At 71.2% G+C, this 23,941-nt stretch carries 17 protein-coding genes; 11 read left to right on the top strand and 6 right to left on the bottom strand.

The window, feature by feature from the left end:
• Positions 1-14: 14 nt before the first annotated feature.
• Positions 15-1,571 carry an aldehyde dehydrogenase family protein gene (locus QSJ59_RS14200; RefSeq protein WP_285760002.1) on the bottom strand — a complete coding sequence of 519 codons (1,557 nt, stop codon included), beginning with the start codon at positions 1,569-1,571 and terminating at the stop codon, positions 15-17.
• Positions 1,572-1,730: 159 nt separating this feature from the next.
• On the bottom strand, positions 1,731-2,519 hold the full coding sequence (locus QSJ59_RS14195) for a GntR family transcriptional regulator (RefSeq protein WP_349497210.1): 789 nt from the start codon (positions 2,517-2,519) through the stop codon (positions 1,731-1,733).
• A 126-nt stretch (positions 2,520-2,645) separates the two neighbouring features.
• Between QSJ59_RS14195 and iolC the strand changes: the two genes are divergently transcribed.
• The 5 genes from iolC to QSJ59_RS14170 all read left to right on the top strand — a co-directional run bounded on the left by iolC (position 2,646) and on the right by QSJ59_RS14170 (position 10,114).
• Positions 2,646-3,605 (top strand): 5-dehydro-2-deoxygluconokinase, encoded by a 960-nt coding sequence (gene iolC, locus QSJ59_RS14190; protein WP_285760001.1) that lies wholly within the window; start codon positions 2,646-2,648, stop codon positions 3,603-3,605.
• Between the two features lie 20 nt (positions 3,606-3,625).
• Entirely contained in the window at positions 3,626-4,510 is an 885-nt protein-coding gene (locus QSJ59_RS14185; protein WP_285760000.1) for a Cgl0159 family (beta/alpha)8-fold protein, read from the top strand.
• A gap of 31 nt (positions 4,511-4,541) precedes the next feature.
• Positions 4,542-5,441: a 5-deoxy-glucuronate isomerase gene (iolB, locus tag QSJ59_RS14180; RefSeq protein WP_285759999.1), complete on the top strand. Its 900-nt coding sequence runs from the start codon at positions 4,542-4,544 to the stop codon at positions 5,439-5,441.
• Positions 5,438-7,309, top strand: a complete 1,872-nt coding sequence (gene iolD / locus QSJ59_RS14175) for a 3D-(3,5/4)-trihydroxycyclohexane-1,2-dione acylhydrolase (decyclizing) (protein WP_285759998.1) — start codon at positions 5,438-5,440, stop codon at positions 7,307-7,309. The genes iolB and iolD overlap by 4 nt, the downstream gene beginning before the upstream one ends.
• A gap of 423 nt (positions 7,310-7,732) precedes the next feature.
• The gene (locus QSJ59_RS14170; RefSeq protein WP_349497208.1) at positions 7,733-10,114 is read left to right on the top strand and encodes a lysylphosphatidylglycerol synthase domain-containing protein; all 2,382 of its coding nucleotides are present in this window, start codon (positions 7,733-7,735) and stop codon (positions 10,112-10,114) included.
• Here QSJ59_RS14170 and QSJ59_RS14165 read toward each other — a convergent pair.
• Positions 10,083-10,688 carry a GNAT family N-acetyltransferase gene (locus QSJ59_RS14165; protein WP_285759997.1) on the bottom strand — a complete coding sequence of 202 codons (606 nt, stop codon included), beginning with the start codon at positions 10,686-10,688 and terminating at the stop codon, positions 10,083-10,085. The two genes, QSJ59_RS14170 and QSJ59_RS14165, sit on opposite strands and share 32 nt — an antisense overlap.
• Positions 10,689-10,781: 93 nt before the next feature.
• Here QSJ59_RS14165 and QSJ59_RS14160 point away from each other — a divergent pair, with 93 nt between their 5' ends.
• Positions 10,782-12,218, top strand: coding sequence for a xylulokinase (locus tag QSJ59_RS14160; protein WP_285759996.1), 1,437 nt, complete (start codon positions 10,782-10,784; stop codon positions 12,216-12,218).
• Between the two features lie 29 nt (positions 12,219-12,247).
• Here the strand turns inward: QSJ59_RS14160 and QSJ59_RS14155 are convergent, their stop codons facing one another.
• Together QSJ59_RS14155 and QSJ59_RS14150 are read right to left on the bottom strand one after the other, a co-directional pair.
• On the bottom strand, positions 12,248-12,553 hold the full coding sequence (locus QSJ59_RS14155; RefSeq protein ID WP_285759995.1) for a DUF3040 domain-containing protein: 306 nt from the start codon (positions 12,551-12,553) through the stop codon (positions 12,248-12,250).
• A gap of 228 nt (positions 12,554-12,781) precedes the next feature.
• Positions 12,782-13,183 carry a hypothetical protein gene (locus QSJ59_RS14150; RefSeq protein ID WP_285759994.1) on the bottom strand — a complete coding sequence of 134 codons (402 nt, stop codon included), beginning with the start codon at positions 13,181-13,183 and terminating at the stop codon, positions 12,782-12,784.
• 179 nt (positions 13,184-13,362) lie between these two features.
• Between QSJ59_RS14150 and fdh the strand changes: the two genes are divergently transcribed.
• The 4 genes from fdh to QSJ59_RS14130 all read left to right on the top strand — a co-directional run bounded on the left by fdh (position 13,363) and on the right by QSJ59_RS14130 (position 21,252).
• Positions 13,363-16,614: a formate dehydrogenase gene (gene fdh / locus QSJ59_RS14145; protein ID WP_285759993.1), complete on the top strand. Its 3,252-nt coding sequence runs from the start codon at positions 13,363-13,365 to the stop codon at positions 16,612-16,614.
• Positions 16,615-16,616: 2 nt separating this feature from the next.
• A complete protein-coding gene (locus QSJ59_RS14140) occupies positions 16,617-17,513 on the top strand; it encodes a 4Fe-4S dicluster domain-containing protein (RefSeq protein WP_285759992.1) in 897 nt (298 codons plus the stop codon).
• Positions 17,510-18,568, top strand: coding sequence for an NrfD/PsrC family molybdoenzyme membrane anchor subunit (gene nrfD / locus QSJ59_RS14135; protein ID WP_285759991.1), 1,059 nt, complete (start codon positions 17,510-17,512; stop codon positions 18,566-18,568). The genes QSJ59_RS14140 and nrfD overlap by 4 nt, the downstream gene beginning before the upstream one ends.
• A gap of 155 nt (positions 18,569-18,723) precedes the next feature.
• The gene (locus tag QSJ59_RS14130) at positions 18,724-21,252 is read left to right on the top strand and encodes an ATP-dependent Clp protease ATP-binding subunit (protein WP_285759990.1); all 2,529 of its coding nucleotides are present in this window, start codon (positions 18,724-18,726) and stop codon (positions 21,250-21,252) included.
• Positions 21,253-21,270: 18 nt separating this feature from the next.
• On the opposite strand, the gene QSJ59_RS14125 is transcribed toward QSJ59_RS14130, so the two are convergent.
• The gene (locus tag QSJ59_RS14125) at positions 21,271-22,842 is read right to left on the bottom strand and encodes a multidrug effflux MFS transporter (RefSeq protein WP_432707479.1); all 1,572 of its coding nucleotides are present in this window, start codon (positions 22,840-22,842) and stop codon (positions 21,271-21,273) included.
• A gap of 626 nt (positions 22,843-23,468) precedes the next feature.
• Between QSJ59_RS14125 and QSJ59_RS14120 the strand changes: the two genes are divergently transcribed.
• Entirely contained in the window at positions 23,469-23,756 is a 288-nt protein-coding gene (locus QSJ59_RS14120) for a hypothetical protein (RefSeq protein ID WP_285759989.1), read from the top strand.
• Positions 23,757-23,941: the final 185 nt, after the last annotated feature.

The raw sequence follows: 23,941 nt of genomic DNA, 5'->3' as shown, positions 1-23,941 counted from the left end.
CGCGGCCCCGCTGCCTAGAGCCGGAAGTCCGGCTGCGCCTCGATCTGCGGGCCCTCCATCTGCGCCTTCTGCAGGCGACCGGAGTAGTCCCAGTTCAGTGACTGCCAGCGGGTGAACTGGTCGAGCACCCACACCCCGGAGAGCCGCCCGCCGTTGCCGGAGCGCCCGTTGCCGCCGAAGGGCAGGTGCGCCTCGGCGCCGGAGGTGGAGTTGTTGACGCTGACCATCCCGGCCCCGATTCCCGCGCGGTAGGCGAACGCCTTGGCCGGGTCGGTGGTGTAGATCGAGCAGGACAACCCGTAGCCGGGCAGGTTCGCCAACTCGACGGCCTCCTCCAGCCGCGTGTAGGAGGCCACCCCGATGATCGGCCCGAACGTCTCCTCGCGAAAGACCCGGTCGTCGGCGCGCACCCCGTCCAGGATCACCGGGTGGTAGAACAGGCCGGCCTCGGCGTCCCCCACGAATCCCTCGCGCGGGTTGGCGGCGCCGATGCGCCCGGTACCGGTGGAGCCCAGCACCCGGTGGTGGTCGCCGATCCAGCCCAGGTAGGACTCGTACCGCTCGGCGAAGCGCTCGTTGATCATCGGTCCGTACAGCACGTCCTGCGTCGGGTCGCCGACCGCGGCCTTGCCCGCTGCCTCGGCCAGCAGTTCCACGAAGCGGTCGTGCACCGACTCGTGCACGATCGCCGTCCCCAGCGAGGTGCAGCGCTGCCCGGCGGTGCCGAACCCGGAGAACAGGGCTCCTTCCACCGCCAACTCAAGGTCGGCGTCCTCGGTGATCACCATCGGGTTCTTGCCGCCCAGTTCCAGGCACGGGTTCTGCAGGTGCCGCCCGCACAGCTCGCCCACGCGCACGCCCACGGCGCTGGAGCCGGTGAATCCGACCTTGTCCACCAGGCCCTCGTCCAGCGCCTGCTCCAGTCCGGCGAAGGTCTCCTCCCCCTCGGCATAGACCAGGTTGACCACCCCGCGCGGCGCACCCGCCCGCACCAGCAGCTCGTGGAACGCCCACGCGCACCCGGCCGAGTACTCGGCCGGCTTCCACACCACCGCGTTGCCGCTCAGCAGTGCGGGAATGATGTACCAGGCGGGGACGGCCACGGGGAAGTTGCCCGCGGTGATGATCGCGGCCACGCCCAACGGATTGCGGAAGGTGAACAACTGCTTGTCGGGCATCTCCGATGGCACCGTCTGGCCGTAGAGCCTGCGCCCCTCGCCGCGGAAGAACTCCGCGGTGTCGATGATCTCCTGCACCTCACCACGCGCCTCGGCCAGCGTCTTGCCGATGTCGCGAGTGACGATCTGGGCCAACGCCTCCTTGTTCGCGCTCACCAGGTCGCCGAAGTTGGCGATGACCTGGCCACGCACGGGGGCGGGGGTGCGCGCCCAGGTGGCCTGGGCCTCCTTGGCCGCCCGGCAGGCGGCGGTGAAGTCGGCGCGTCCGGACAGGCGGACCTCGGCCACGACCTCTTCGGTTCGGGAAGGGTTGGTGGAGAGGTAGGTGCCCGCGGTGCCGGGGGCCGGCTCTCCGGCGATCACGGAACTGACGGTCAGGGGCGTGGCTGTCACAGATGCTCCATTGCTCGTGGACAGGGCGGCGCGCGACTGGTGGCCGCGACGGTCGAACGCGCGGGGTCGTGCCCCGGGCACGCTGAGGCTGTCACGCCGCGCATCGGGGTTTCAAGTTCCCCCCGCCCCGCGCGCGGTTGCGCCCCGCGGGCGCGGGGACTAGCCGGTTCCCCGCAACGCGAAGTCGAAGGAGTAGCGCGAGGCGCGGTACAGGTGGGTGCCGTACTCCACGACCTGCCCCGCGGCGGTGTAGGAGGTGCGCTCCATGGTGAGCAGCGGCGCGCCCTCGCTCTCGCCCAGCAACTCGGCCTCGGCGCGGCTCGCGGCGCGCGCGCCGATGCTCTGGCGGGCCGCGTGCATGCGCACGCCCGCGCCGCGCAGGAGCTGGTAGAGGCCGCGCGTCTCCAGTACCTCGTCGCCGGGCAGCGGGATGAGGTCGGCGGGGAGGTAGTTGCACATGCGCGCGATCGGTTCGGAGCGCGCCAGCCGCACCCGCTCCAGGCGCCATACCTCGGTTCGTTCCGCGACGTCCAGGGCGCGTGCCACCGCGGCCCCTGCCGGTTCGACCACGTTGACCAGAACTCGGGTGCCGGGCCGCTGGTCGAGAGCGCTGAGGTCGTCGAACAGGCTGGTCAGCTCGACTCCGCGCTTGACCCTGTTGTGTACGACCTGGGTTCCCACGCCGCGCTTGCGCACCACCAGGCCCTTGTCCGCCAGCATCTGGATGGCCTGGCGCACGGTGGGCCTCGACAGGCCCAACCGGCCAGCCAGGTGCACCTCGTTGTCCAGGCGCGCACCCGGGGCCAGGGCACCGGAGTCGATGGCGCTCTCCAGCTGGGTGGCGATCTGGAAGTACAGCGGCATCGGGCTGGAGTGGTCCACCAGGATCTCGGCGCCGGGATCCCAGATGCCCGGGGAAGAGGGCCGGGGGCTGTTGGGCGTCGTCACGCGCACACCCTACCCAACGGTGCAGGAAGTCGTGAAGTCAGTATGTCAAGACAAATCGTTGACATGCTTTCGCCCTGCCTAGTAGAGATGGACTGTCCGAGTAGCTCCGGCCGTGAAGGGCGCCCCATGACCCCAGCGTTCGACGTCATCACGATGGGCCGCATCGGCGTCGACGTCTACCCCCTCCAGACCGGCGTCTCGCTGGCCGAGGTGGAGACGTTCGGCAAGTACCTCGGCGGATCGGCCACCAACGTCGCGGTCGCAGCCGCGCGCCTGGGCCGCTCCAGCGCCGTCATCACCCGCACCGGAGCCGACCCCTTCGGCGAGTTCCTGCACACCGCGCTCCAGGGTTTCGGAGTGGACGACCGCTGGGTCACCCCGGTCGCCGCGCTCCCCACCCCGGTCACCTTCTGCGAGCTGTTCCCCCCGGACGACTTCCCGCTGTACTTCTACCGTGAGCCCAAGGCCCCCGACCTGGAAATCGAAGCGGCCGACCTCGATCATCCGGCCATCGCCGCCGCCGGGGTCTTCTGGGTCACCGGCACCGGCCTGTGCGCCGAACCCAGCCGCACCGCGACCCTGGCCGCACTGCGCGAGCGCGCCAAGCGCGGCACCGCCGTGTTCGATCTGGACTGGCGCCCCATGTTCTGGAGCGACCACGACCTCGCCCGCGACCTCTACGGCCAGGCCCTCGCCCACGCCACCGTCGCCGTGGGCAACGTCGACGAATGCGAGCGCGCAGTGGGGACCCGCGACCCCGACCGGGCCGCCGACCTCCTGCTGGCCGCGGGTGTGGAACTCGCCGTGGTCAAGCAGGGGCCCGCCGGGGTGCTGGCGGTCACCCCCACCCGACGTGTCGCCGCCCCGGCCGTCCCGGTAGAGGTCGTCAACGGTCTGGGCGCGGGGGACGCCTTCGGCGGCGCACTGTGCCACGGACTGCTGGCCGGATGGGACCTGGAACGCGTCATCGGGTTCGCCAACGCCGCGGGCGCCATCGTGGCCGCCCGACTGGCCTGTTCCCCGGCCATGCCCTACGCAGCCGAGGTCGAGGAACTGCTCGCCCACCGCGCAGCCCCGCCCGCGTGACCACGACTGGAAGGTCGACCGTGTCCACACCCGCCATCAGTGAGCTGACCCGGCTGCGCGCCACGCGCCCCGAAACCGTCATGGAGGCCGCCCGCGCCCGTCGCAGGCGTCCGCTGCTGCCCCCCGGGGGCGGCCGCCTCATGATCATCGCGGCCGACCACCCCGCACGCGGCGCGCTGGGTGTCAGCGGCCGCCCCGACGCAATGGCCAGCCGTGTCGACCTGCTGGAACGTCTCGTGGCGGCGTTGGCGCGACCGGGAGTGGACGGGGTACTTGCCACCCCCGACATCCTGGAGGACCTGCTGCTCCTGGGGGCCTTGGAGGACAAGGTCGTCGTCGGTTCGATGAACCGGGGCGGCCTCGCCGGAGCGGCCTTCGAGCTCGACGACCGTTTCACCGCCTACCGGGCCGACGACATCGAACGCGCCGGCTTCGACGCGGGCAAGCTCCTGCTGCGCATCGACCCCGACGATCCCGGTTCGCTGGCCACCATGGCCGCTGCCGCCGACGCCGTCAACGAGCTCGCCCACCACCGTTTGATGGCGATGGTCGAACCGTTCATGGCCCACCGCGCCGACGGCCGACTGCGCAACGACCTCTCCGCCCAAGCCGTCATCCGCTCGGTCGCCATCGCCTCGGGGCTGGGCGGTACCTCCGCCTACACCTGGCTGAAGGTCCCCCTCACCGACGACGTCACCGACATGGCACGGGTGGCGGCGGCCACCACCCTGCCCCTGCTGCTGCTGGGCGGGGAGGTCACGGGGGAGTCCGCGGCCGTCTTCGAACGCTGGCACCGCGCCCTGGAACTGCCCTCCGTCCAGGGCCTGGTGGTGGGGCGCACCCTGCTCTACCCCGCGGACGACGACGTCACCGGTGCCGTCGACACCGCCGTGAGCCTGCTGTGACCACCCACTCACCCGAAGGGACGCCCGCCCCATGAGCACGTCACCGCATCTTCGCGCCGGTAGCACCGCCATCGGCGCCTACACCACCAGCATCGACCCCGAGTCGGCCGGCTGGGGCTACTCCTCCCTGCGCGTGCTGGAGCTCGCCCCGGGGCAGGGGCACGAACTCCGCACCGGTGACAGCGAATGGGCGGTGCTCCCGCTCACCGGCTCCTGCGACGTCTCCTGCGACGGACGCTCGTTCACCCTGGCCGGTCGCCGAAGCGTGTTCTCCGGTGTCACCGACTTCGCCTACCTCCCCCGCGACGCCATCGCCCGCATCTCCTCCGCCGGGGGCGGGCGGTTCGCCCTCACCGGCGCCCGCTGCGCCACCCGGCTGGAGTTTCGCTACGGCCCCGCCTCCGGCGTCCCCGTCGAACTGCGCGGCGCAGGCCAGGCCACCCGCCAGGTCAACAATTTCCTGGCCGCCGACACCTTCGAGGCCGACCGGCTCATCGCCGTCGAGGTGCTCACCCCGGCCGGAAACTGGTCGTCCTTCCCCCCGCACAAGCACGACACCGAGCGCGAGGGCGAATCGGTCCTGGAGGAGATCTACTACTTCGAGATCGCCGATGGGCCAGACGGCCCCGGCATGGGCTACCAGCGGGTCTACCCCTCCGGCGCCGGCCATGCCACCGACGTGCTTGCCGAGGTCCGCAGCGGTGACGCCGTCCTCATCCCCGACGGCTGGCACGGTCCCTCCATGGCGGTGCCCGGCTACGACATGTACTACCTCAACGTGATGGCCGGCCCCGACCCCGAGCGCGCCTGGCGCATCTGCGACGACCCCGTCCATACCTGGGTCCGCGACACCTGGGCCGAACAGGCCCCCGACCCCCGGTTGCCCTTCTACTCCCGGCCCGCCCACGGATCCGGAGGAACCGACCGATGAGCAGGGCCACCGTCCGCCTCACCGTCGCCCAGGCATTGGTGCGCTTCCTCAGCGTCCAGTACACCCAGCGCGACGGCGTGCGCCACCGCCTGGTCACCGGCTGCTGGGGCATCTTCGGCCACGGCAACGTCGCCGGCATCGGCCAGGCCCTCCTGGAGCCAGGATCCGATCTCCCCTACCTGCAAGGACGCAACGAGCAGGCGATGGTGCACGCGGCCGTGGGCTACGCGCGCCAACGCGGTCGGCTCTCGGTGCAGGCCGTCACCACCTCCATCGGCCCCGGTGCGACCAACCTGGTCACCGGTGCGGCACTGGCCACCATCAACCGCCTGCCGGTCCTGCTGCTGCCCGGCGACACCTTCGCCGCGCGGCCCGCCGACCCCGTCCTCCAACAACTGGAAGTACCGGCAGAGCCCGGGGTCACCGTCAACGACACCCTGCGGCCCGTCTCGCGCTTCTTCGACCGGATCACCAGGCCCGAAGCGCTCATCGACGCCGCCCGCAAAGCCGTGCGCGTACTCACCGACCCCGCCGAGACCGGCGCGGTCACCCTCGCCCTGCCCCAGGACGTCCAGGCAGAGGCGCACGACTGGCCGCTGGAGTTCTTCGCCGACCGGGTCTGGCACGTACGCCGCGCCGTCCCCGACCCCGAGGCGGTGGCCGACGCCGCCGCACTGATCCGCGCCTCCCGCCGTCCGGTCGTGATCGCCGGGGGAGGAGTGCACCACAGCGGAGCCGAGGCCGCACTCGCCGAACTGGCCCGGTCCACCGCCATCCCGGTCACCGAGACCCAGGCCGGACGCGGATCGCTGACCCACGGCCATCCCGCACTGCTGGGCGCCGTGGGCCACACCGGTACGGCCGCGGCCGACGACATCGCGCGTACGGCAGACCTGGTCATCGGCGTGGGCACCCGCTACTCCGACTTCACCACCGCCTCCAACACCCTCTTCGCCGACCCGTCCGTGCGCTTCGTCAACCTCAACATCACCGGGTTCGACGCCGCCAAGCAGGCCGGCGCCGCCGTCGTGGGCGACGCCCGCGTCGCCCTTCAGGCGCTGGGCGACGCCCTGGCCGACCATCGGGTGGACCCCGCCTATGTCCGGGAGTACCGTGCAGCCGCCCGTGCCTGGGAGGACGTCGTGGACGCGGCCTGCCGTGCCCCCGACGAGCACGCCGTCCCCGGCCAGGCGCACGTCCTCGGTGTGCTCGCCGAGGTCGCGGCCGACACCGACGTCGTCATCAACGCCGCCGGTTCCCTGCCCGGGGACCTGCACAAGCTCTGGCGTGCCCGGGACGCCCGCCAGTACCACGTGGAATACGGCTACTCCTGCATGGGATACGAGATCCCCGCAGCCATCGGCGTACGCCTGGCCGCCCCCGAACGCGAGGTGTTCGCACTGGTGGGCGACGGGACCTACCTGATGATGCCCACCGAACTCGTCACGGCGGTGCAGGAAGGCGTCAAGATCGTCGTCGTCATCGTGCAGAACCACGGCTACGCCTCCATCGGTGGGCTGTCCGAACAGGTCGGCGCCGAGCGCCTGGGCACGGCCTACCGCTACCGGGATGCCTCCGGTGCGTTCACCGGAGCGCCCCTGCCCGTCGACCTGGCGGCCAACGCCGCGAGCCTGGGCATGGCCGTGCACCGGGCCACGACCGTCGCCCAACTGCGGACCGCCCTGCGCTCGGCCCGCGACGGTGATGCCCCGGCCGCCGTCTACGTCGAGACCGATCCCGACCTGTCCGCTCCCGGAGCCAACGCCTGGTGGGACGTGCCCGTCGCCCAGGCCGCCACCCGACCGGCCGCGGTCGCCGCCCGCGCAGAGTACGACGCCCGCTCCGTCTCCCGCCGCCACCACCTGTGATCCCCCGCTGCGCGGCTCCGGCGGCCACCGCCGGCCGCCGGCTCCGGTGGCGTCGGCGTGCCCGCGCGGGGCGGTACCGACCTGACCGTTTCCGGCCACGAGGACGGGGGCTCCGGCTGCACTGCCCGCCGTGCCCCTCGACCGTTCGAGTCGCGGAGGCGGAGATTTACCCGCCCGGCCCGGTGCCTGCCGACCGATGTTTCTCCGGTCCGGAGGAGGGCCCCTCCGGCCGGTGAACACCGGGTCCGCGATACCTGTGCAGCGCAGGCGCGCACGCGCGACACAGCCTTGACCGCACGGAGACCCGCTCCTCCCGGCACCGGTGCGTGCACGGTCCGCCCGCCGACCGTCGTGCGCGCCGTTCCACGACACACGGACCGCCCCTGGCGCGACGACCAATGGGGACAGGGCAATCTAGGACACGTGGAAACGGGACAAGCGGTATCGGCAGACGGCGCGAGCCCCGCCGACCTGCACACAACGGCGCGCCGACCAACCGACCTGCTGATGGCGGTGATCGGAAGCGGGGTGCTGTTCCTGGTATTGCTGTTCGCCGTCCTCACCTCCGGGCCGCCCGGCACGGCCGAGGCGGAGGAACTGCGCGGGCTGCTCCCCGAATCGCTGCTGTTCATCGCCGCGGGGCTGGCCAACATCACCGTCATCCTGCTGATCAGCGTCACGGTCGTCGAACGGCTGCTGCGCCGTGCCTATCGGCAGCTCGTGCGGGCCCTGAGCGCCGCAGCCCTGGGCTACGTCCTCGTGCTCTGCCTCAACGCGGCCCTGATCGCCCTGACCGCCGACATGCTTCCCGGCTTCCTCAGCGCCTCCGACGCCGGGGGGATCGCCAGCAGTCCGCTGCACGCCTACCTCGCCGCGGTCACCGCCTACCTGCGCGCTGCCCGCCCCGTCCAACTGCCCCGCGTGGCCGGTGCCATGACACTGGGAATCGCGGTCACCGCCGCCTCGGTGGTCCTGTCCGGCTACACCACCGTGGTCTCCCTGCTGCTGACCTTCCTCATCGGCCTGATCTGCGCCGACCTTGTCTTCTACCTGGTGGGGAGCGGCGCCCAGGCCCCCCTCCGGCCCCGGTTGGACCGTGAACTCTCCCGTTTCGGCATGGAGCCGCTGAGCCTGACCCCGCGCGGCGGTGACGCCGAGGGCAACCAGCACTTCGTCGCGGAGACGGTGGGACGCCGCCTGGACGTCGTGCTGTTGCGCGCCGACATGGCCAACGGCGTGTGGAAGCGCCTGCTCACGCGGATCGCCCTGCGCGACCCCGCCGCACCCCCCGTTCTGTTGGGGGTGCGGCGCAGGGTCGAGCACACCGCGCTGCTGGAGTACGCGGCCGGCGCCGCGGGGGCGGCCACCCCGCGGTTGCTGGCCGTGGGCGAACTGGACCTGGGCACCGCTGTGCTGGTGCGCGAACACGTCCGCTCCCGTGCCCTCGGCGACGTCACCGACGACACCTTCGACGACGCGTTCGTGGATCGGATCTGGGACGAGCTGCGCCTGCTGCACCGCCACCGCGTGGCCCACCGCAACCTCAGCGCGGCCACCATCGCCCTGCGTGCCGACGGACGCGTCATGTTCACCGGACTGTCCACCGGAACGATCGCCGCCGGTCCGCTGGCCCTCTCACTGGACACCGCGGCTCTCATCACCACGATCGCTTTGCGCGTGGGGCCGCGCCGCGCCGTCGCCTCGGCCGTACGCAGCGCGGGCACCGAAACGGTCGCCGCGACCCTCCCCTTCATCCAGGGAGCAGGACTGCCCTTGGCGTTGCGCCGTGCGCTGCGCGCACACCGCACCCTGTTGGGCCGCATCCGCGAGGAGATCTCGCTGGTGGCCCCCGATGCTCCCGCCCAGGCCGCCAAGGTGGAGCGAATGCGTCCCCGCGCGGTGGTCAGCGTCGTGGCGGCAACGGTCGTCGGACTGGTGCTGGCCTACCAGCTCACCGGTGTCGACCTCAGCACCATCCGCAACCCCTCGGCGCCGTGGGCCTGGGGGGCGCTGGCGATGTCGCTGGCGTGCATGCTCGCCGCCGCCCTGTCCCTCATCGGGTTCTCCCCCGTGCGCATCGCGCTGTGGCGGACCCTGCTGGTGCAGTTCGCGGCCTCTTTCATCCGGATCGCCACCCCGGCGGGCCTGGGATCCCTGGCCATCAACACCCGTTACCTGGCGCGTTCGGGAGCCACGACCCCCGAGGCGGTCGCCGCGGTGGGCGTGTCCCAGCTCGCCGGGCTCATCACGCACGTCCCCCTGCTGCTGCTGTTCGCCTACCTCGCCGGTACCGCCTACCCGGGCGGCGACTTCGCACCGTCGCTGGCCCTGCTCATCGTCGCAGGGGCCCTCTCCCTCGTGGTCGCCGCGGTTCTGGCGCTGCCCCGGTTGCGCCGTGCGCTCCTGGCCCGCGCCCGACCCTACTTCCGGGGTGTCCTGCCCCAACTGCTCGATCTGATCCAGCAGCCCCGCCGCCTCGCACTGGGAATGGGCGGCACCCTGCTGCTCACCTTCTCCTTCGTGCTGTGCCTGTACTTCAGCGTCGTAGCCTTCGGCCACGACCCGGGGGTGGTCGCGATCGGAGTGGTCTTCCTGGCCGGCAACGCCATCGGTTCGGCGGCCCCCTCGCCAGGGGGGATCGGCGCGGTGGAGGCCGCTCTGATCGGTGGTCTCACCGCCGTGGCCGGGGTCCCGGCGGCCGTGGCGCTCCCGGCGGTCCTGCTGTTCCGGGTGCTCACCTTCTGGCTCCCGGTCCTGCCCGGCTGGGCCGCCTTCAGCCACCTGCAACGCGTCGAGGCGATCTGACCCGCACCCCGCCGGGGGAGGGAACACCCGGTTCGACACCGGGCCAGCGGGCCGCGAAGATCCAGTCCAGGCCGTCGGGGCCCGGGTCGTCCAGGTGCGGCGCGCGCATCAACCCGGCCTTGAGCGCAACACGCTGGGAGGCGGTGTTGTCGGACCGCACCCGCGCGACGAGGGGGTAGACCGGCAGGTACTCGGCGGCCCACCACGCAGTCCAGGACGCGGCCTCGGTGGCCACGCCCCGGCCCCACTCCTCAGGTGCCAGCCGGTAGAACAGGTTGAGGACGTGCCGATCGGCCAGCATCGTGAGCTTGACCCCGCAGAACCCCAGGACCTGCTCCGAACCGTGCTCGCGGATCACCCGGTAGCCGAACCCGAACTGCTGCCAGTGCTCGTCCCAATGCGCCAGGCGCTCCGTCGCCCCGTCCAGGTCGAACACCGCGTCGAAGGGGTTGTACGCGCAGGCCAGCGGGTCGCTGTGGACCGCCAGAACTGCCTCGACATCCTTCGGTTCCGGTCGCCGCAGCGACAATCGTCGTGTCACGGCCTGCGTACCGTCGAATCCGTTTCGGTTCACCCGTGTGATGCTAGTGCCGTATCCGAGGACACGGCGTGCTAGCGGCCCGAGGCCGGTACACGCGCACGACCACCGACCGGAGGGGGACGCGCGATGGCCACCGACGCGCTGTTGGGGATCGACCTGGGCACCAGCGGGGTCAAGGCGCTGGTGGTCGCGACCGACGGAACCGTTCTGGCCGAAGCCGACGCCGCCCATCCGGTTTCGGCACCCGCCCACGGGTGGGCCGAGACCGACCCGAAGGAGTGGTGGACGGCCTGCGTGGGCGCCGTCCACGCCGCCCTGGCCCGCGCAGGGCATCCCAGAATCGTGGCGATCGGCCTGGACGGGCAGATGCACGGCCTGGTGCTCGCGTCCGCCGACGGCACTCCCGTGCGCCCGGCGCTACTGTGGGCCGACCAGCGCGCCACCGGCGAACTCGTCCGTTGGCGCGGCCTGTCGGCCGCCGAGCAGACCCGACTGGCCAACCCGCTCACCCCCGGAATGCTGGGGCCGTTGCTGTCCTGGACGGCCCGCCACGAACCCGCCGCCCTGGCCGCCGCACGCTGGGCGCTGCTGCCCAAGGACTGGTTGCGTCTGCACCTCACCAACAACGCAGCCACCGACCCCTCCGACGCCTCGGCCACCCTGCTGTGGGACATGCCCGCCAATACCTGGTCGTCCGCCGCGATCGACGCGGCGGGCGTCCCGGGCCGACTGCTGCCCCCGGTGCGCTCCTCCGCAAAGTCCTCGGGAGAACTCGCCCCCGAGGCCGCCGCGGAACTCGGACTGAACGCGGGCACCCCCGTTGCCGTGGGGGCGGGTGACACCCCCGCGGCGCTGCACGCGACCGGTCTGCGCGCCCAGCAGGCCCAGCTGACCGTGGGCAGCGGTGCCCAACTCGTCCTGCTGACCGACACCCCCGCGGCCGTCGAAGGAGTCAACGTCTACCGAACAGCCGCAGCCACCGGCTGGTACCGCATGGCGGCGGTACAGAACGCCGGGATCGCCCTCGAATGGGTGCGCGGTCTCCTCGGCGCGGACTGGACCGAACTGTACGACGCGGCCGCAGTCGGGGAGCCGGGAGCGGGCAAAACGCTGTTCGTGCCGCACCTGACCGGTGAGCGCACCCCGGTCCTGGACCCGCTGGCCACCGGTGTGCTGTCCGGGCTGCGGCTGGGCACCGACCGCGCCGCCGTCTTGCGTGCCGCCCTCGAAGGGGTGGCGCTCTCGGTGCGCCACGCCGCGACGGCGCTCCCGGGCGGGCTGCCCGCGAGCGTGCGACTGGCCGGCGGCGGTGCGCGTCACCCCGCTTTTCGGCGACTGCTCGCCGACGTCCTCGGCGTGGAACTGGTCCCCATCACGCTGCGCAGCGCATCGGGGCTGGGTGCGGCCCTGCTCGCAGCGGACGCGGTCGGGCTCTCCGTGCCTGCTCCGGCTCTGGGCCTGGACCTACCGGTGCGGCCCGGACCCGATCGCGCGGCCTACGACGACGTCTTCGCCGCCTACACGGCAGCCGTCGACTACGGTGCGCACGCCAGGGCCCGATGAACCCCGGCCCTCGGGCCGAGGCGAAGAGGCTAGGGGTCCGAACTCAGCGTCGGCGGCGGATGGGGCGAAGTCATCGACGGGGGCTCGGGGTTCCAGCCGGCGATGACCACCACCAGCAGCAGCACCGCGCAGACCATGAGTATTCCGCACAGCACCGTCACCACCAGTGAGGACCGCTCCTCCTCGGCATCGGGCCACTCCTCCTCAGGGGGGTCCCAACCGCGAGAATCCTGCAACAGCATCTCGAATTGCCGCACGTAACCCGGGTCGTCGTCGCGGAACCGCTCTTCGATCTCGCGTAAGACCCGCTCCTGACCTCCGGGTGAAAACGCCACGGCCATCGTCCTCCAAGCTCCTCGGCACGACCTCCGGCAAGGAGCGTTCCGGCGCGGCCGGCCGCACCGCGCGCCACCGTCACCGGACCGCCGGACGGTGCTCCCCTCGCCATCGCCCAGGCCACGCGTGCACCCGACGACTAGCCCTGGAAGGCGGGTGTTATGCGTCCTCCGGCGAACTTTCAGCGCTCTTTGCCCGAACCGTCGCGAAAAAAGAGTCGGCCCAGGTCAAGCTGTCTCTGGTGCTGCCTCCAGCGCTGCTGCCAGCCCATCGGGATCGGCCACCGTGACGGTCACCCCCCGGTGACGCAGCAGCCCCAAGGGTTCGATTCCCCGTACCGGGGTGCGAAGCCGCACGCACACCCCTCGCCGGGCAGCGGTGCCCAGAGTCAAACCGCCGTCGGCCAGCGACACGCGCGCCCCGATCACCTTCCACGGGACGAACGGTCCACCGACCTGGATCGAGGTGATGTTGGAGCGGGGCGTGTCCACCGTCCACGGGCCGAACCGGATGCGAAGGGCCTGCCCGTCGACATCCACGTGGGCCCGGTCGGGCCGCACCCCCAGGACCGCCAGCACCCGCGCGTACCGCTCATCGAAGTCGAACCCGAAACGCTTGCCCTCGCCCACCGTGTCCTCCAGGTATGTCGGCCTGGCGCCCCACTACCCCCGAGGGTCCAGAGAACCCCGTGACCAGCGCCGAACTCCTCCGTTTCGCAGGCTGGGGCCGGGGGTAGCCGCCGCCGGCGAAGGCGGAGGAACCCGGGGTGCCACCGCTTGGCAGAAGACGACCGAGCGAAGGAGAACCCATGGGAGTCCGCTCCTGGATCGAGTCATGGCCGGTCTACCGCCAGGCCACCGGGGGCGACCCCTCGGGAAGAGGCGCCGCGGCCGAGTCCGACGCCAGCCGCGGGCTCATCCCGCGCACCGCCACGGTCGATCGGGTCGCCAAGTCCGTGTGCCCGTTCTGCGCGGTCGGGTGCGGCCAGGAGATCTTCGTCCGCGACGACAAGGTCGTGCACATCGAGGGCGATCCGGATTCCCCGGTCAGCCGAGGCCGTCTGTGCCCCAAGGGATCGGCCACGCTCCAGTTGACCACCGGTCCCTCCCGGATGCACACCGTGCTCTACCGGCCGCCGCACGGCCGCGACTGGCAGGAACTCGACCTCGACACCGCCATGGAGATGGTCGCCGAGCGGGTCGTGCGCACGCGGCGCGACAACTGGCAGGACGAGCACGAAGGACTGCGAACGGCGCGCACTATGGCCATCGCCAGCCTCGGCGGCGCGACCCTGGACAACGAGGAGAACTACCTCATCAAGAAACTCTTCACCGGCCTGGGCGTCGTGCAGGTGGAGAACCAGGCCCGGGTGTGCCACAGCTCCACCGTCGCGGGGCTGGGCACCTCCTTCGGCAGGGGCGGCTCCACCACGTTCATGCAGGACCTGCAAAACGCCGACTGCATCGTCATCGAGGGGTCCAACTTCGCCGAGGCGCACCCGGTCGGATTCCAGTGGGTCATGGAGGCCAAGGCGCGCGGCGCCACCGTCGTCCACGTCGACCCGCGTTTCACCCGTACCAGTGCACTGGCCGACCTGCACGTTCCCATCAGGGCCGGCACCGATATCGCCTTCCTCGGCGCCATCATCAACCATGTCCTGACCGAGGGGAGGTACTTCCGCGACTACCTCACCACTTTCACCAACGCCGCGACCATCGTCTGCGAGGAATTCCGCGACACCGAGGACCTGGACGGTCTGTTCTCCGGATTCTCCGCCGACAACCGCGACTACGACGTCAGCACCTGGCAGTACGACGGCGCGGCAGTGACGCCCGCCTCGGGCGACCGCGACCAGCTTGCCCGTCGCCGCCTCGAACACGACTCCGCCGTCAGGAACGCGGGACGCCCCGAACAGCAGGGCGCGGGCGGCGCCGGGGTCGGGGGCTCGATCCGGACCGATCCGACCCTGCAGGACCCACGCTGCGTCTTCCAGATCCTCAAACGGCACTACGCCCGCTACACGCCCGAGATGGTCGAGCGCACCTGCGGTATCGCGCCGGAAACGTTCAAAGAGGTATGCGATCTGCTCACCGCCAACTCCGGCCCCGATCGCACCAGCGCCTTCTGCTACGCGGTTGGCTGGACCCAGCACACCGTGGGCACCCAGAACATTCGTGCCGCCTCCATCCTGCAACTGCTCCTGGGCAACATCGGCCGCCCCGGCGGCGGCATCATGGCGCTGCGCGGCCACGCCAGCATCCAGGGTTCCAGCGACATCCCGACCCTCTTCAACCTGTTGCCCGGCTACATCCCGATGCCCCACGCCCACCACGAGCAGTCCCTGGACGACTTCATCCGCGCCGACTCCGCGCAGAAGGGCTACTGGGCCAACATGAGGGCCTACACCGTCAGCCTGCTCAAAGCATGGTGGGGAGAGGCCGCCCACGAGGGAAACGACTTCTGCTTCGACCATCTGCCCCGCATCACCGGCTCGCACGGCACCTACGACACCGTGCAGGCACAGTTGGAAGGAGTCTGCAAGGGCTACTTCCTCATGGGGGAGAACCCCGCGGTGGGATCGGCCAACGCAAAGTTACAGCGTTTGGGGATGGCCGCCCTCGACTGGCTCGTCGTGCGCGACTTCTCACTGATCGAGAGTGCGACATGGTGGAAGGACGGGCCCGAGATCGAATCCGGGGAGCTGCGCACCGAGGAGATCGCCACCGAAGTCTTCTTCTTCCCCGCGGCGGCCCACACCGAGAAGTCGGGCACCTTCACCAACACCAACCGGATGTTGCAGTGGCACGAACAGGCCGTCGCACCCGCGGGGGACGCGCGCAGCGATCTGTGGTTCATGTACCACCTGGGACGCATCATCCGCCGCGAGCTCGCCGGCTCCACCGATCCCGTCGACCGGCCGATCCTCGACCTCACCTGGGACTACCCCCTGGAGCACGGAGACGAGCCCAGCGCAGAGGCGGTCCTGGCCGAGATCAACGGCTCCGACGCCCACGGCGTGCCCCTCGCCTCCTCCACCCAACTACGCGAGGACGGCTCCACCACCTGCGGCTGCTGGATCTACTGCGGCGTGTACGCAGACGGTGTCAACCAGGCGGCCCGCAGGGTGCCCGCTACGGGGCAGGACTGGATCGCCGCCGAATGGGGATGGGCCTGGCCCGCCAACCGGCGCGTGCTCTACAACCGCGCCTCGGCCGACGCCGAAGGCCGACCGTGGAGCCCCCGCAAGGCCCTGGTCTGGTGGGACGAGGCGACCGGCCGGTGGACCGGCCACGACGTGCCCGACTTCGAAGCCGACAAGAACCCCGACTACCGGCCCGGACCACAGGCAGGCGGGGTGGCCGCGCTCAGCGGCACCGACGCCTTCATCATGCAGGCCGACGGGAAGGGCTGGCTGTACGCGCCCGCCGGGTTGACGGACGGGCCCCTGCCAGCGCACTACGAGCCGCAGGACTCGCCGTTTCGCAACCCGCTCTACGACCAACAGCACAGCCCGACCCGACTCCTCTATCCGGGGCGCCACAACCGCTACCACCCCGACGCCCAGACCCCGGGAGCCGACGTCTACCCCTACGTGGTGACCACCTACCGGCTCACCGAACACTTCACCGCCGGCGGAATGAGCCGCTGGACGCCCTACCTCGCCGAACTCCAACCGGAATTCTTCTGCGAAGTCTCACCGGAACTGGCCGCCGAACGGGACCTGTGCCACGGCGGCTGGGCCACCATCGTCACCGCCCGAAACGCCGTCGAGGCCCGGGTCCTGGTCACCGACCGCATGGCGCCGCTGCGCGTCCAGGGGCGCACGGTCCACCAGATCGGCCTGCCCTACCACTGGGGCACCAACGGCTACGCCACCGGCGACGCGGCCAACGAGCTCTCGTCGATCTCACTGGACCCCAACGCCCACATCCAGGAGGTCAAGGCGCTGACCGCCGACATCAGACCGGGCCGCCGCCCGCGCGGCGCACTGCGCCCCGCCATGGTGCACGCCTACCAGGAGCGTGCCGGAGTCACCGACACCACCGGAACGGAAGCGTGAGCATGACCCTCGACGAACAACCGCGCACCGGGGGCGAACCCTCGCGCAAGGGTTTCTTCACCGACACCAGCGTGTGCATCGGATGCAAGGCGTGCGAGGTCGCCTGCAAGGAGTGGAACGCCGTCCCCGAGGACGGCCTGGACTTCACCGCCATGTCCTACGACAACAGCGGGGGACTGGGCGCCGACACCTGGCGCCACGTCGCCTTCATCGAGCAGCGGCAGCCACTGGGGGGCCAGGAGACCGGGGTCGGGCGCACCACGACGACCGTCGACCTGGGGATGCCCCTGCCGCGACCACCCGGCGCCGACACCGGACCCGAGGAACGGGGCGAGTTCCGCTGGTTGATGTCCTCCGACGTCTGCAAGCACTGCACCAGTGCCGCCTGCCTGGACGTATGCCCCACCGGTGCCCTGTTTCGCACCGAGTTCGACACCGTTGTCGTCCAGCAGGACATCTGCAACGGCTGCGGCTACTGCGTGCCGGCCTGCCCCTACGGGGTCATCGACAAGCGCGAGGGCGACGGGCGCGCCTGGAAGTGCACGATGTGCTACGACCGTCTCGGCGCGGGCATGGAGCCGGCGTGCGCCAAGGCCTGCCCCACCGACTCCATCCAGTACGGCGACCTCGACGAGTTGCGCCAGCGCGCCGACGCCCGGGTGGAGCGCCTACAGGAGGCCGGTATCACCTCGGCGCGCCTGTACGGACGCGATCCGCACGACGGTGTGGACGGCACCGGCGCCTTCTTCCTGCTCCTGGACGAACCGGAGGTCTACGGGCTGCCACCCGACCCCGTCGTGACCACCCGAGACCTGGCGTCGATGTGGCGCCACGCCGGCGTGGCCGCGGCCGCCCTCCTGGCCGGAGTGGCGCTGGCCTTCGCGGGGAGGCGACGATGAGCACCTCCGACGTCACCAAAGACGGAATCACCGGCGCGCGCCCGGACCGCGACGCCCTGACCGGCGCAACCCGCCCCGGCCGACGCCGTCGCCGACGGGGCGAGCAGCTCATGGTCCCCGACGCGGAGTTCGGTTCCTACTACGGAAAGCCTGTCCTCAACCAGGTCCCTTGGGCCGAATCCGACATCGCCGGATACCTGTTCCTGGGCGGTCTGGCCGGCGCGTCCTCCGGACTCGCCGCCGGTGCCCACGTGACGGGCCGCCCGGCACTGGCCACGGCGATGAAACTCACCGCGCTGGCCGCCATCTCCGGCTCGGTCGTCGCCCTGGTCCACGACCTGGGGCGCCCCGCACGATTCGTCAACATGCTGCGGGTCTTCAAACCGACGTCCCCCATGAGCGTGGGGTCGTGGCTGCTGGCCGGCTACGGTCCGCTGGCGGGCGCCGCCGCGATCAGCGACCTCACCGGCCTCCTGCCCAGGGCCGGCACCGCGGCCACCCTGGCGGCGGCCCTGGGCGGGGCAGCGGTGGCCGCCTACACCGCGCCGCTCATCTGCGACACCGCTGTGCCCGCCTGGCACGACGGTTACCGTGAGATGCCTTTTGTCTTCGTCGGATCGGCGGCCGCAGCCGCAGGGGGTGCCGGAATGCTCGCGGCGCCGATGGCCCAGGCGTTGTCGGCCCGACGGGCGGCGGTGGCCGGAGCGGTACTGGAGACGCTGGCGCTTTACCGCATGCGCGCCCGGATGGGGCTGGCCGCGCAGACCTACGACCGAGGCAGGGCGGGACGGCTCATGAAGGCCGCCACGACGCTGACCGTGGCCGGCGCGACCGGCGCCGTGCTCCTGGGCGGCCGCAGCCGCCTGGCCGCCGCGTTGTCAGGGGCTGCGCTCCTGGCCGGTTCCGCCTGCACGCGCTTCGGTGTCTTCTGCGCGGGAACCGCTTCGGCGGCCGACCCCAAGTACACGGTCGTGCCCCAACGGGCGCGCCTGCGCGCCCGCGCCGGCGATCTCGCGGACCGGGAAGAGCCCGCCGACACCGTTCGAGGGAACTGACCGGGCCCCGGTTTCCCGCCAGTGGCGGGCAGCCGGGACGGGGTTGTGATCGGACAGGACGGGTAGCCGGACCCGTCGGGCTCGGCTGCCCGTGGCCGGACATCGGTGCCAACGGGCTGCCAAGTCGTAATGGCACCGACGAAGGGCAGCCGACGATGACGCACGATTTTCCGGCCGGCGGAGAGTTCGACCAAGGGGCCTACGAGGAGTTCCTGGCCCGGTTCTTCGGCAGGGGAGGCCCCAGCGGGCCGACCCGGCGGGTGGACCTGTCCCGGTTGATGGACGAGCCCGCTCGGCAGATAGTCGCCGAGGCCATCGGCCGCGCCAGCCAGGCCGACCACACCGACCTGGACGCCGCCCACCTGCTGTGGGCGCTGCTGCGCCACGAGCCGGCCCGGGCGCTCGTCACCCGCACCGGGGCCGACCCCCAGCAACTCGCCCAGTCGGCCGCGACCGAGGCCGAACGCGCTCCGCACACCCCTTCGCCCACCCCCGTGCTGACCCCTGCGGCCAAGCGCACCCTGCTCGACGCCCACCAGGTCGCCCGGGCGCTCGGCTGGCCCTACATCGCCCCTGAGCACCTGCTGCTCGCCCTGGCCGCCAACGAGGATTCCCCGACCGGCCGGATCCTGGGCGGAGCCGGAGTCACTCCCGACGCACTGCGCGCGGCTGCGGGCGCCGTGCCCAACACCGAGGCGGGCGGGCCCGCGCAAGGCGACAGTTCCACCCCCACGCTCGACGAGTACGGCACCGACATGACGGCGCTGGCGGCCGACGGCCGTCTCGATCCCGTGGTGGGGCGCGACGAGGAGGTCGAACAGACCATCGAGGTCCTGGCCCGGCGGCGCAAGAACAACCCCGTCCTCATCGGGGACCCCGGAGTGGGCAAGACCGCGATCGTGGAGGGCATCGCCCAGCGCATCGTCGACGGCCAGGTGCCCGAGACCCTGCACGGCCGCCGCCTCGTCCAACTCGACCTTGCCGGCATCGTCGCCGGTACCCGCTACCGTGGCGATTTCGAGGAGAGGCTGCGCGGCCTCATCACCGAGATCCGCGACAACGCCACCAAACTCCTGGTGTTCATCGACGAGATGCACACCCTGGTGGGTGCGGGCGGTGCGGAGGGCGCGGTGAGCGCCGGCAACATGCTCAAACCGGCGCTGGCCCGCGGTGAACTGCACGTCATCGGCGCCACGACCATCGAGGAGTACCGCCAGAACATCGAGAAGGACGCGGCGCTGGAGCGCCGTTTCCAGCCCATCCTCGTTCCCGAGCCCAGCGTCGAGGACACCATCGAGATCCTGCGGGGCCTGGCCGACCGCTACGAGGCCCACCATCAGGTGCGCTTCAGCGACGAGAGCCTGGTGGCCGCGGCCAGGCTCTCCGACCGCTACGTCTTTGACCGCTACCTGCCCGACAAGGCCATCGACCTGGTTGACCAGGCCGGAGCCCGGGTGCGGTTGCGCACCAAGACCCCGAGCGTGGACCTGCGTGAGCTGGAGCAGGAGCTGCGGGGCCTGGAAACCCGCAAGGAGCAGGCGGTCCGTGACGAGGACTACGAGCGCGCCTCACAGGCCCGCGACGAGATCGCCCGCACCAGGGAGAAGATCAGCCAGGCCCGCTCAGAGGGGCCCACCGGCGTACCCGAGGTCGGGGTTTTTGACGTCGCCGACGTGGTCTCCCGTTCCACGGGCATCCCCGTCGCCCAGCTCACCCAGGAGGACCGTGATCGGCTCACCCGACTGGAGGAGCGCCTGCACACGCGGGTGATCGGCCAGGACGAGGCCGTCGAGGCGGTTGCCGAAGCGGTGCGCCGTTCCCGGGCGGGCCTGGCCTCGCCCGACCGGCCCATCGGCAGTTTCCTGTTCCTGGGGCCCACCGGGGTGGGGAAGACCGAGCTGGCACGTGCCCTGGCAGAAGCCCTGTTCGGCTCCCAGGACCGTATGGTCCGCTTCGACATGAGCGAGTTCCAGGAGCGCCATACCGCCAGCCGCCTGGTGGGGGCGCCGCCCGGATACGTCGGCTACGAGCAGGCCGGCGAATTGACCGAGGCGGTCCGGCGCACCCCCTACGCCGTGCTGCTGCTCGACGAGATCGAGAAGGCGCACGCCGACGTCTTCAACCTGCTGCTCCAACTGCTCGACGACGGCAGGCTCACCGACGGGCAGGGCCGCACGGTGGACTTCCGCAACGTCGTGGTCATCATGACCAGCAACCTCGGTTCCGACCTCGTCACGGGCAGCGGCCCCATCGGTTTCCTCGGGGAGAGCGGTTCGGGGGACGAACCCCGTCAACGCGTCATGCGCCGACTGCGCGAGGAGTTTCGCCCGGAGTTCCTCAACCGCATCGACGAGATCATCGTCTTCTCCCCGCTGGGGGAGGAGCAGTTGGTGCGAATCACCCGGATGCTGCTCACCGACGTCGAACACCGCCTCAGCGTCCAGGACGTCGCCATCGTGTTCAGCGACGCCGCCGTGCACTGGATCGCCGAGAACGGCCACCAGCCGGAGTTCGGCGCACGGCCACTGGCCCGGACGATCCAGCGCACCGTCGGCAACCGGCTCTCCGCCAAGCTGCTCAGCGGCGAGATCCATCCCGGGGACCGGGTCCGCGTCGACGCCGAGCACGGCGAACTGCACTTCTCGGTGGAGCCGGCCGCCGACTCCGCGGTCGGCGCCGGCTGAGGGCGCGTCGCCTCCCGCTCACGCGCGCCGCAGTTCCAGCATGTTGCTGTCGACGTCGGCCAGCGTGTCGCCTGGCGTCCGCACGGCGGGGAGGTCCCACGCGCCGACGCCTTCCACCGGCACCGGGAAGAGTTCGCCGTCTAGACCGTAGCGCTGCCCCGCGCCCAAGGCGCCCACGTAGGGAACCACCTCGTAGCCGGCGTGGCAACGCTGTAGGACGTCGCGGGCCCGCAGGTCCAACCCGCTCAGCGTCGCGGTCATGCGCTGACGCTGGTCCTGCCCGGCGACGAGGCGCGCGGCCAGTGCGGCGCGCCGCACCACGCGCAGCGGAGCGCTGAACCCGGCGAGCGTGACGAAGACGACTGCCGCGCCCACCGCGGTGGCCAGCATGACCGCCGTCATGCTGAACATGCTCGACCCTTCGCCGTGGCCCGCCGTGGCGGCCAACCCGCCGCCGATGGCGAACTGAAGGGTTCCCAGAAGGGCGGAGCCGGCCCCTGCCACCGATGCCGGCTGGCTGGCGATGGCCAGGCTTGTGGCATTGGGGGAGACCAGGCCGGTGCAGAACATCATCACGAACAGCACGGCCGTGACGGTGACCATGCTCGCCTGCCCGGTAAGGGTGATCGCGGCCAGGCCCAGCACCGCTGCGATGCTGCCCAGCAGCCCCGCCAGGAGTCGGCGCGGGGTGTCCACCCGGCCGATGAGCGCGGCGTTGAACTGGTTCCCCAGGACCATTCCCAGGGAGTTGACGCCGAAGATGATGCTGAACTGCTGTGGGGTGGCGCCCAGCTCGTCCTGGGAGACGAAGGAGAACGCCGAGATGTAGGTGAAGGTCATGGCGAAGCTGAGCGCCATGGTCAGTGCCGGTCCGATGAAGCCCGGGGAGGTCAGCAGACGGGCGAAGACCCGCAGGGTCGAGCCCTGCTGGCCGTGCGTGCGCTTCTCGCGCGGAAGGCTCTCGGGCATCGCGAAGAAGACGAGGAACAGGCTCACCAGGCCGGCGACCGCCAGCACCACGAAGATCAGCCGCCACGAACCCAGTAGCAGCAGTTGGCCGCCCAGGACCGGACCCAGCATCGGGGCCAGGCCGACCAGCAGCACCAGGCGGGACAAGAACCGTGCGCCGTCCTCGCCCTCGAAGGTGTCGCGCACCACCGCACGCGAGATCACCGCCCCGGCCGCACCCGCCAGCCCTTGGAGGAATCGCAGAACGCTCAACGATTCCGCGGTGGGTGCGAAGGCACAGGCCAGTGACGACACGGTGAAGGCGGAGACCCCAACGAGCAGCGGCCAGCGCCGCCCCCAGCGGTCGCTCATGGGACCGATCACGAGCTGACCCAGGGCAAGGCCGATCATGATCGCGGTCAGCGTCAGTTGCACCTGGGGCTCGGTGGCACCAAGGTCCTCGGCGATGTCGGGAAACGCCGGCAGGTAGAGGTCGGTGGCCAACGAGCTCGTGGCCGAGAGCAGCCCGAGGACGAACACGAGCAGGGCCACCGATCGTGTGGGGACACCGGGATCGGCGCGGGCGTTTCCCCGCGTGGTGCGGGTGACCGGAAGACGCAGGCGCAGGCTGGTCAAAGACACAGGACACTCCAAAGGGCACAGTGAACGAGCCACAGAACAGACAAGGAAATTTGCGCCGATGGGCCGAGCGGCTGGGCGCGGAAGAGCCCCAAGAAGGGGACACTCCGCGTGCAACGCACGCTCCCCCCACGAGTAATCCCCTGGTCACAGTCCTTTGGCGTAACCTCGGGCACGTTGGCCCGGCTTCGTGGAGAAGCCCGCTCCCTAAAGGGATGTGGCCCTGCCGGCCCGGTAATTCTTCCGTCCCCGACGCATCGGGGGACGGGATGAGGGCCGCCTCCGCCGGGGGATCGGTCTGCGAGCCGCGCGCTCCGCGAAGCGGCCCGTCACCGCCTGCACCGCGTTCTGCGGGCCCGGAACGGGCGAACAGCATCGCGATCGCCCGATCCACCGGGCATCCCGTGCCGTGGACTTCGACGGTCAAGGGCGAAGTCTTTGCAGGTCACATTAGGCAAAAGTGGGATGGGTGGCAGTTGTCGTCGCCCCGTCGCCCGGAGAAACGGCCCCGTCGATGATTCGAGGCGCCAAATCCGGTTAGGGGGAAGTCCGCCTCCACCCATGACGATGCCTCAACACGGCCAGGTCGAGGCGCGTACTGATCGAACCGCACCATCGGGAGAGAGAGCATGATCGATCCGTTTCCGCAGCACCCCTACAGACGCGGCACCAGGGTGCACGGCGCCGCGGAGCGCGCCTCGCGCACCTTTGCCACGGGAACCGCCTCCGTCGTGGACGCGTGGCATGCCGGTGGCGGCTCCTACACCTACCTGGTGCGCACCGACGACGGTGCACAGGAGTACTGGTCGTCGCCGATGACGATCCCCGCCGGCACGTGGATCGGCAAGAACGGGGACGAGACGCTGGAAGAGCCCGCGCTGGCCGGGGCGAGCGCCGGCGAGGAAACGGCCGCGTAGGCGACCGCAACGGTGCGCGGACGACCGCCCCGTTCCTGCCGGGCGCCCGCATCCGACACGTCGGCCTGAGCCGCCCCTGCCCGATCGGGACGGACACGACCATCGCACGCGACAACGGCCGCTTCCGGTGAGCCGGTGGCCCGCGGGCCGAAGCGGCGAGACCGACCGGTGCGGGGTCGGCCCCG

This window comes from Nocardiopsis ansamitocini, assembly GCF_030268225.1.
GTDB classification, from domain to species: Bacteria; Actinomycetota; Actinomycetes; order Streptosporangiales; family Streptosporangiaceae; genus Nocardiopsis_D; species Nocardiopsis_D ansamitocini.
Note: the sequence above shows the minus strand (reverse complement) of the source record. Positions and strands in the feature narration are given on the sequence as shown.

Excerpts from the sequence above, each read along its gene's own strand:
- iolC (WP_285760001.1), top strand. The coding sequence starts at position 2,646 with ATGACCCCAGCGTTCGACGTCATCACGATGGGCCGCATCGGCGTCGAC.
- iolB (WP_285759999.1), top strand. The coding sequence starts at position 4,542 with ATGAGCACGTCACCGCATCTTCGCGCCGGTAGCACCGCCATCGGCGCC.
- iolD (WP_285759998.1), top strand. The coding sequence starts at position 5,438 with ATGAGCAGGGCCACCGTCCGCCTCACCGTCGCCCAGGCATTGGTGCGC.
- QSJ59_RS14160 (WP_285759996.1), top strand. The coding sequence starts at position 10,782 with ATGGCCACCGACGCGCTGTTGGGGATCGACCTGGGCACCAGCGGGGTC.
- fdh (WP_285759993.1), top strand. The coding sequence starts at position 13,363 with ATGGGAGTCCGCTCCTGGATCGAGTCATGGCCGGTCTACCGCCAGGCC.
- QSJ59_RS14140 (WP_285759992.1), top strand. The coding sequence starts at position 16,617 with ATGACCCTCGACGAACAACCGCGCACCGGGGGCGAACCCTCGCGCAAG.
- nrfD (WP_285759991.1), top strand. The coding sequence starts at position 17,510 with ATGAGCACCTCCGACGTCACCAAAGACGGAATCACCGGCGCGCGCCCG.
- QSJ59_RS14130 (WP_285759990.1), top strand. The coding sequence starts at position 18,724 with ATGACGCACGATTTTCCGGCCGGCGGAGAGTTCGACCAAGGGGCCTAC.
- QSJ59_RS14120 (WP_285759989.1), top strand. The coding sequence starts at position 23,469 with ATGATCGATCCGTTTCCGCAGCACCCCTACAGACGCGGCACCAGGGTG.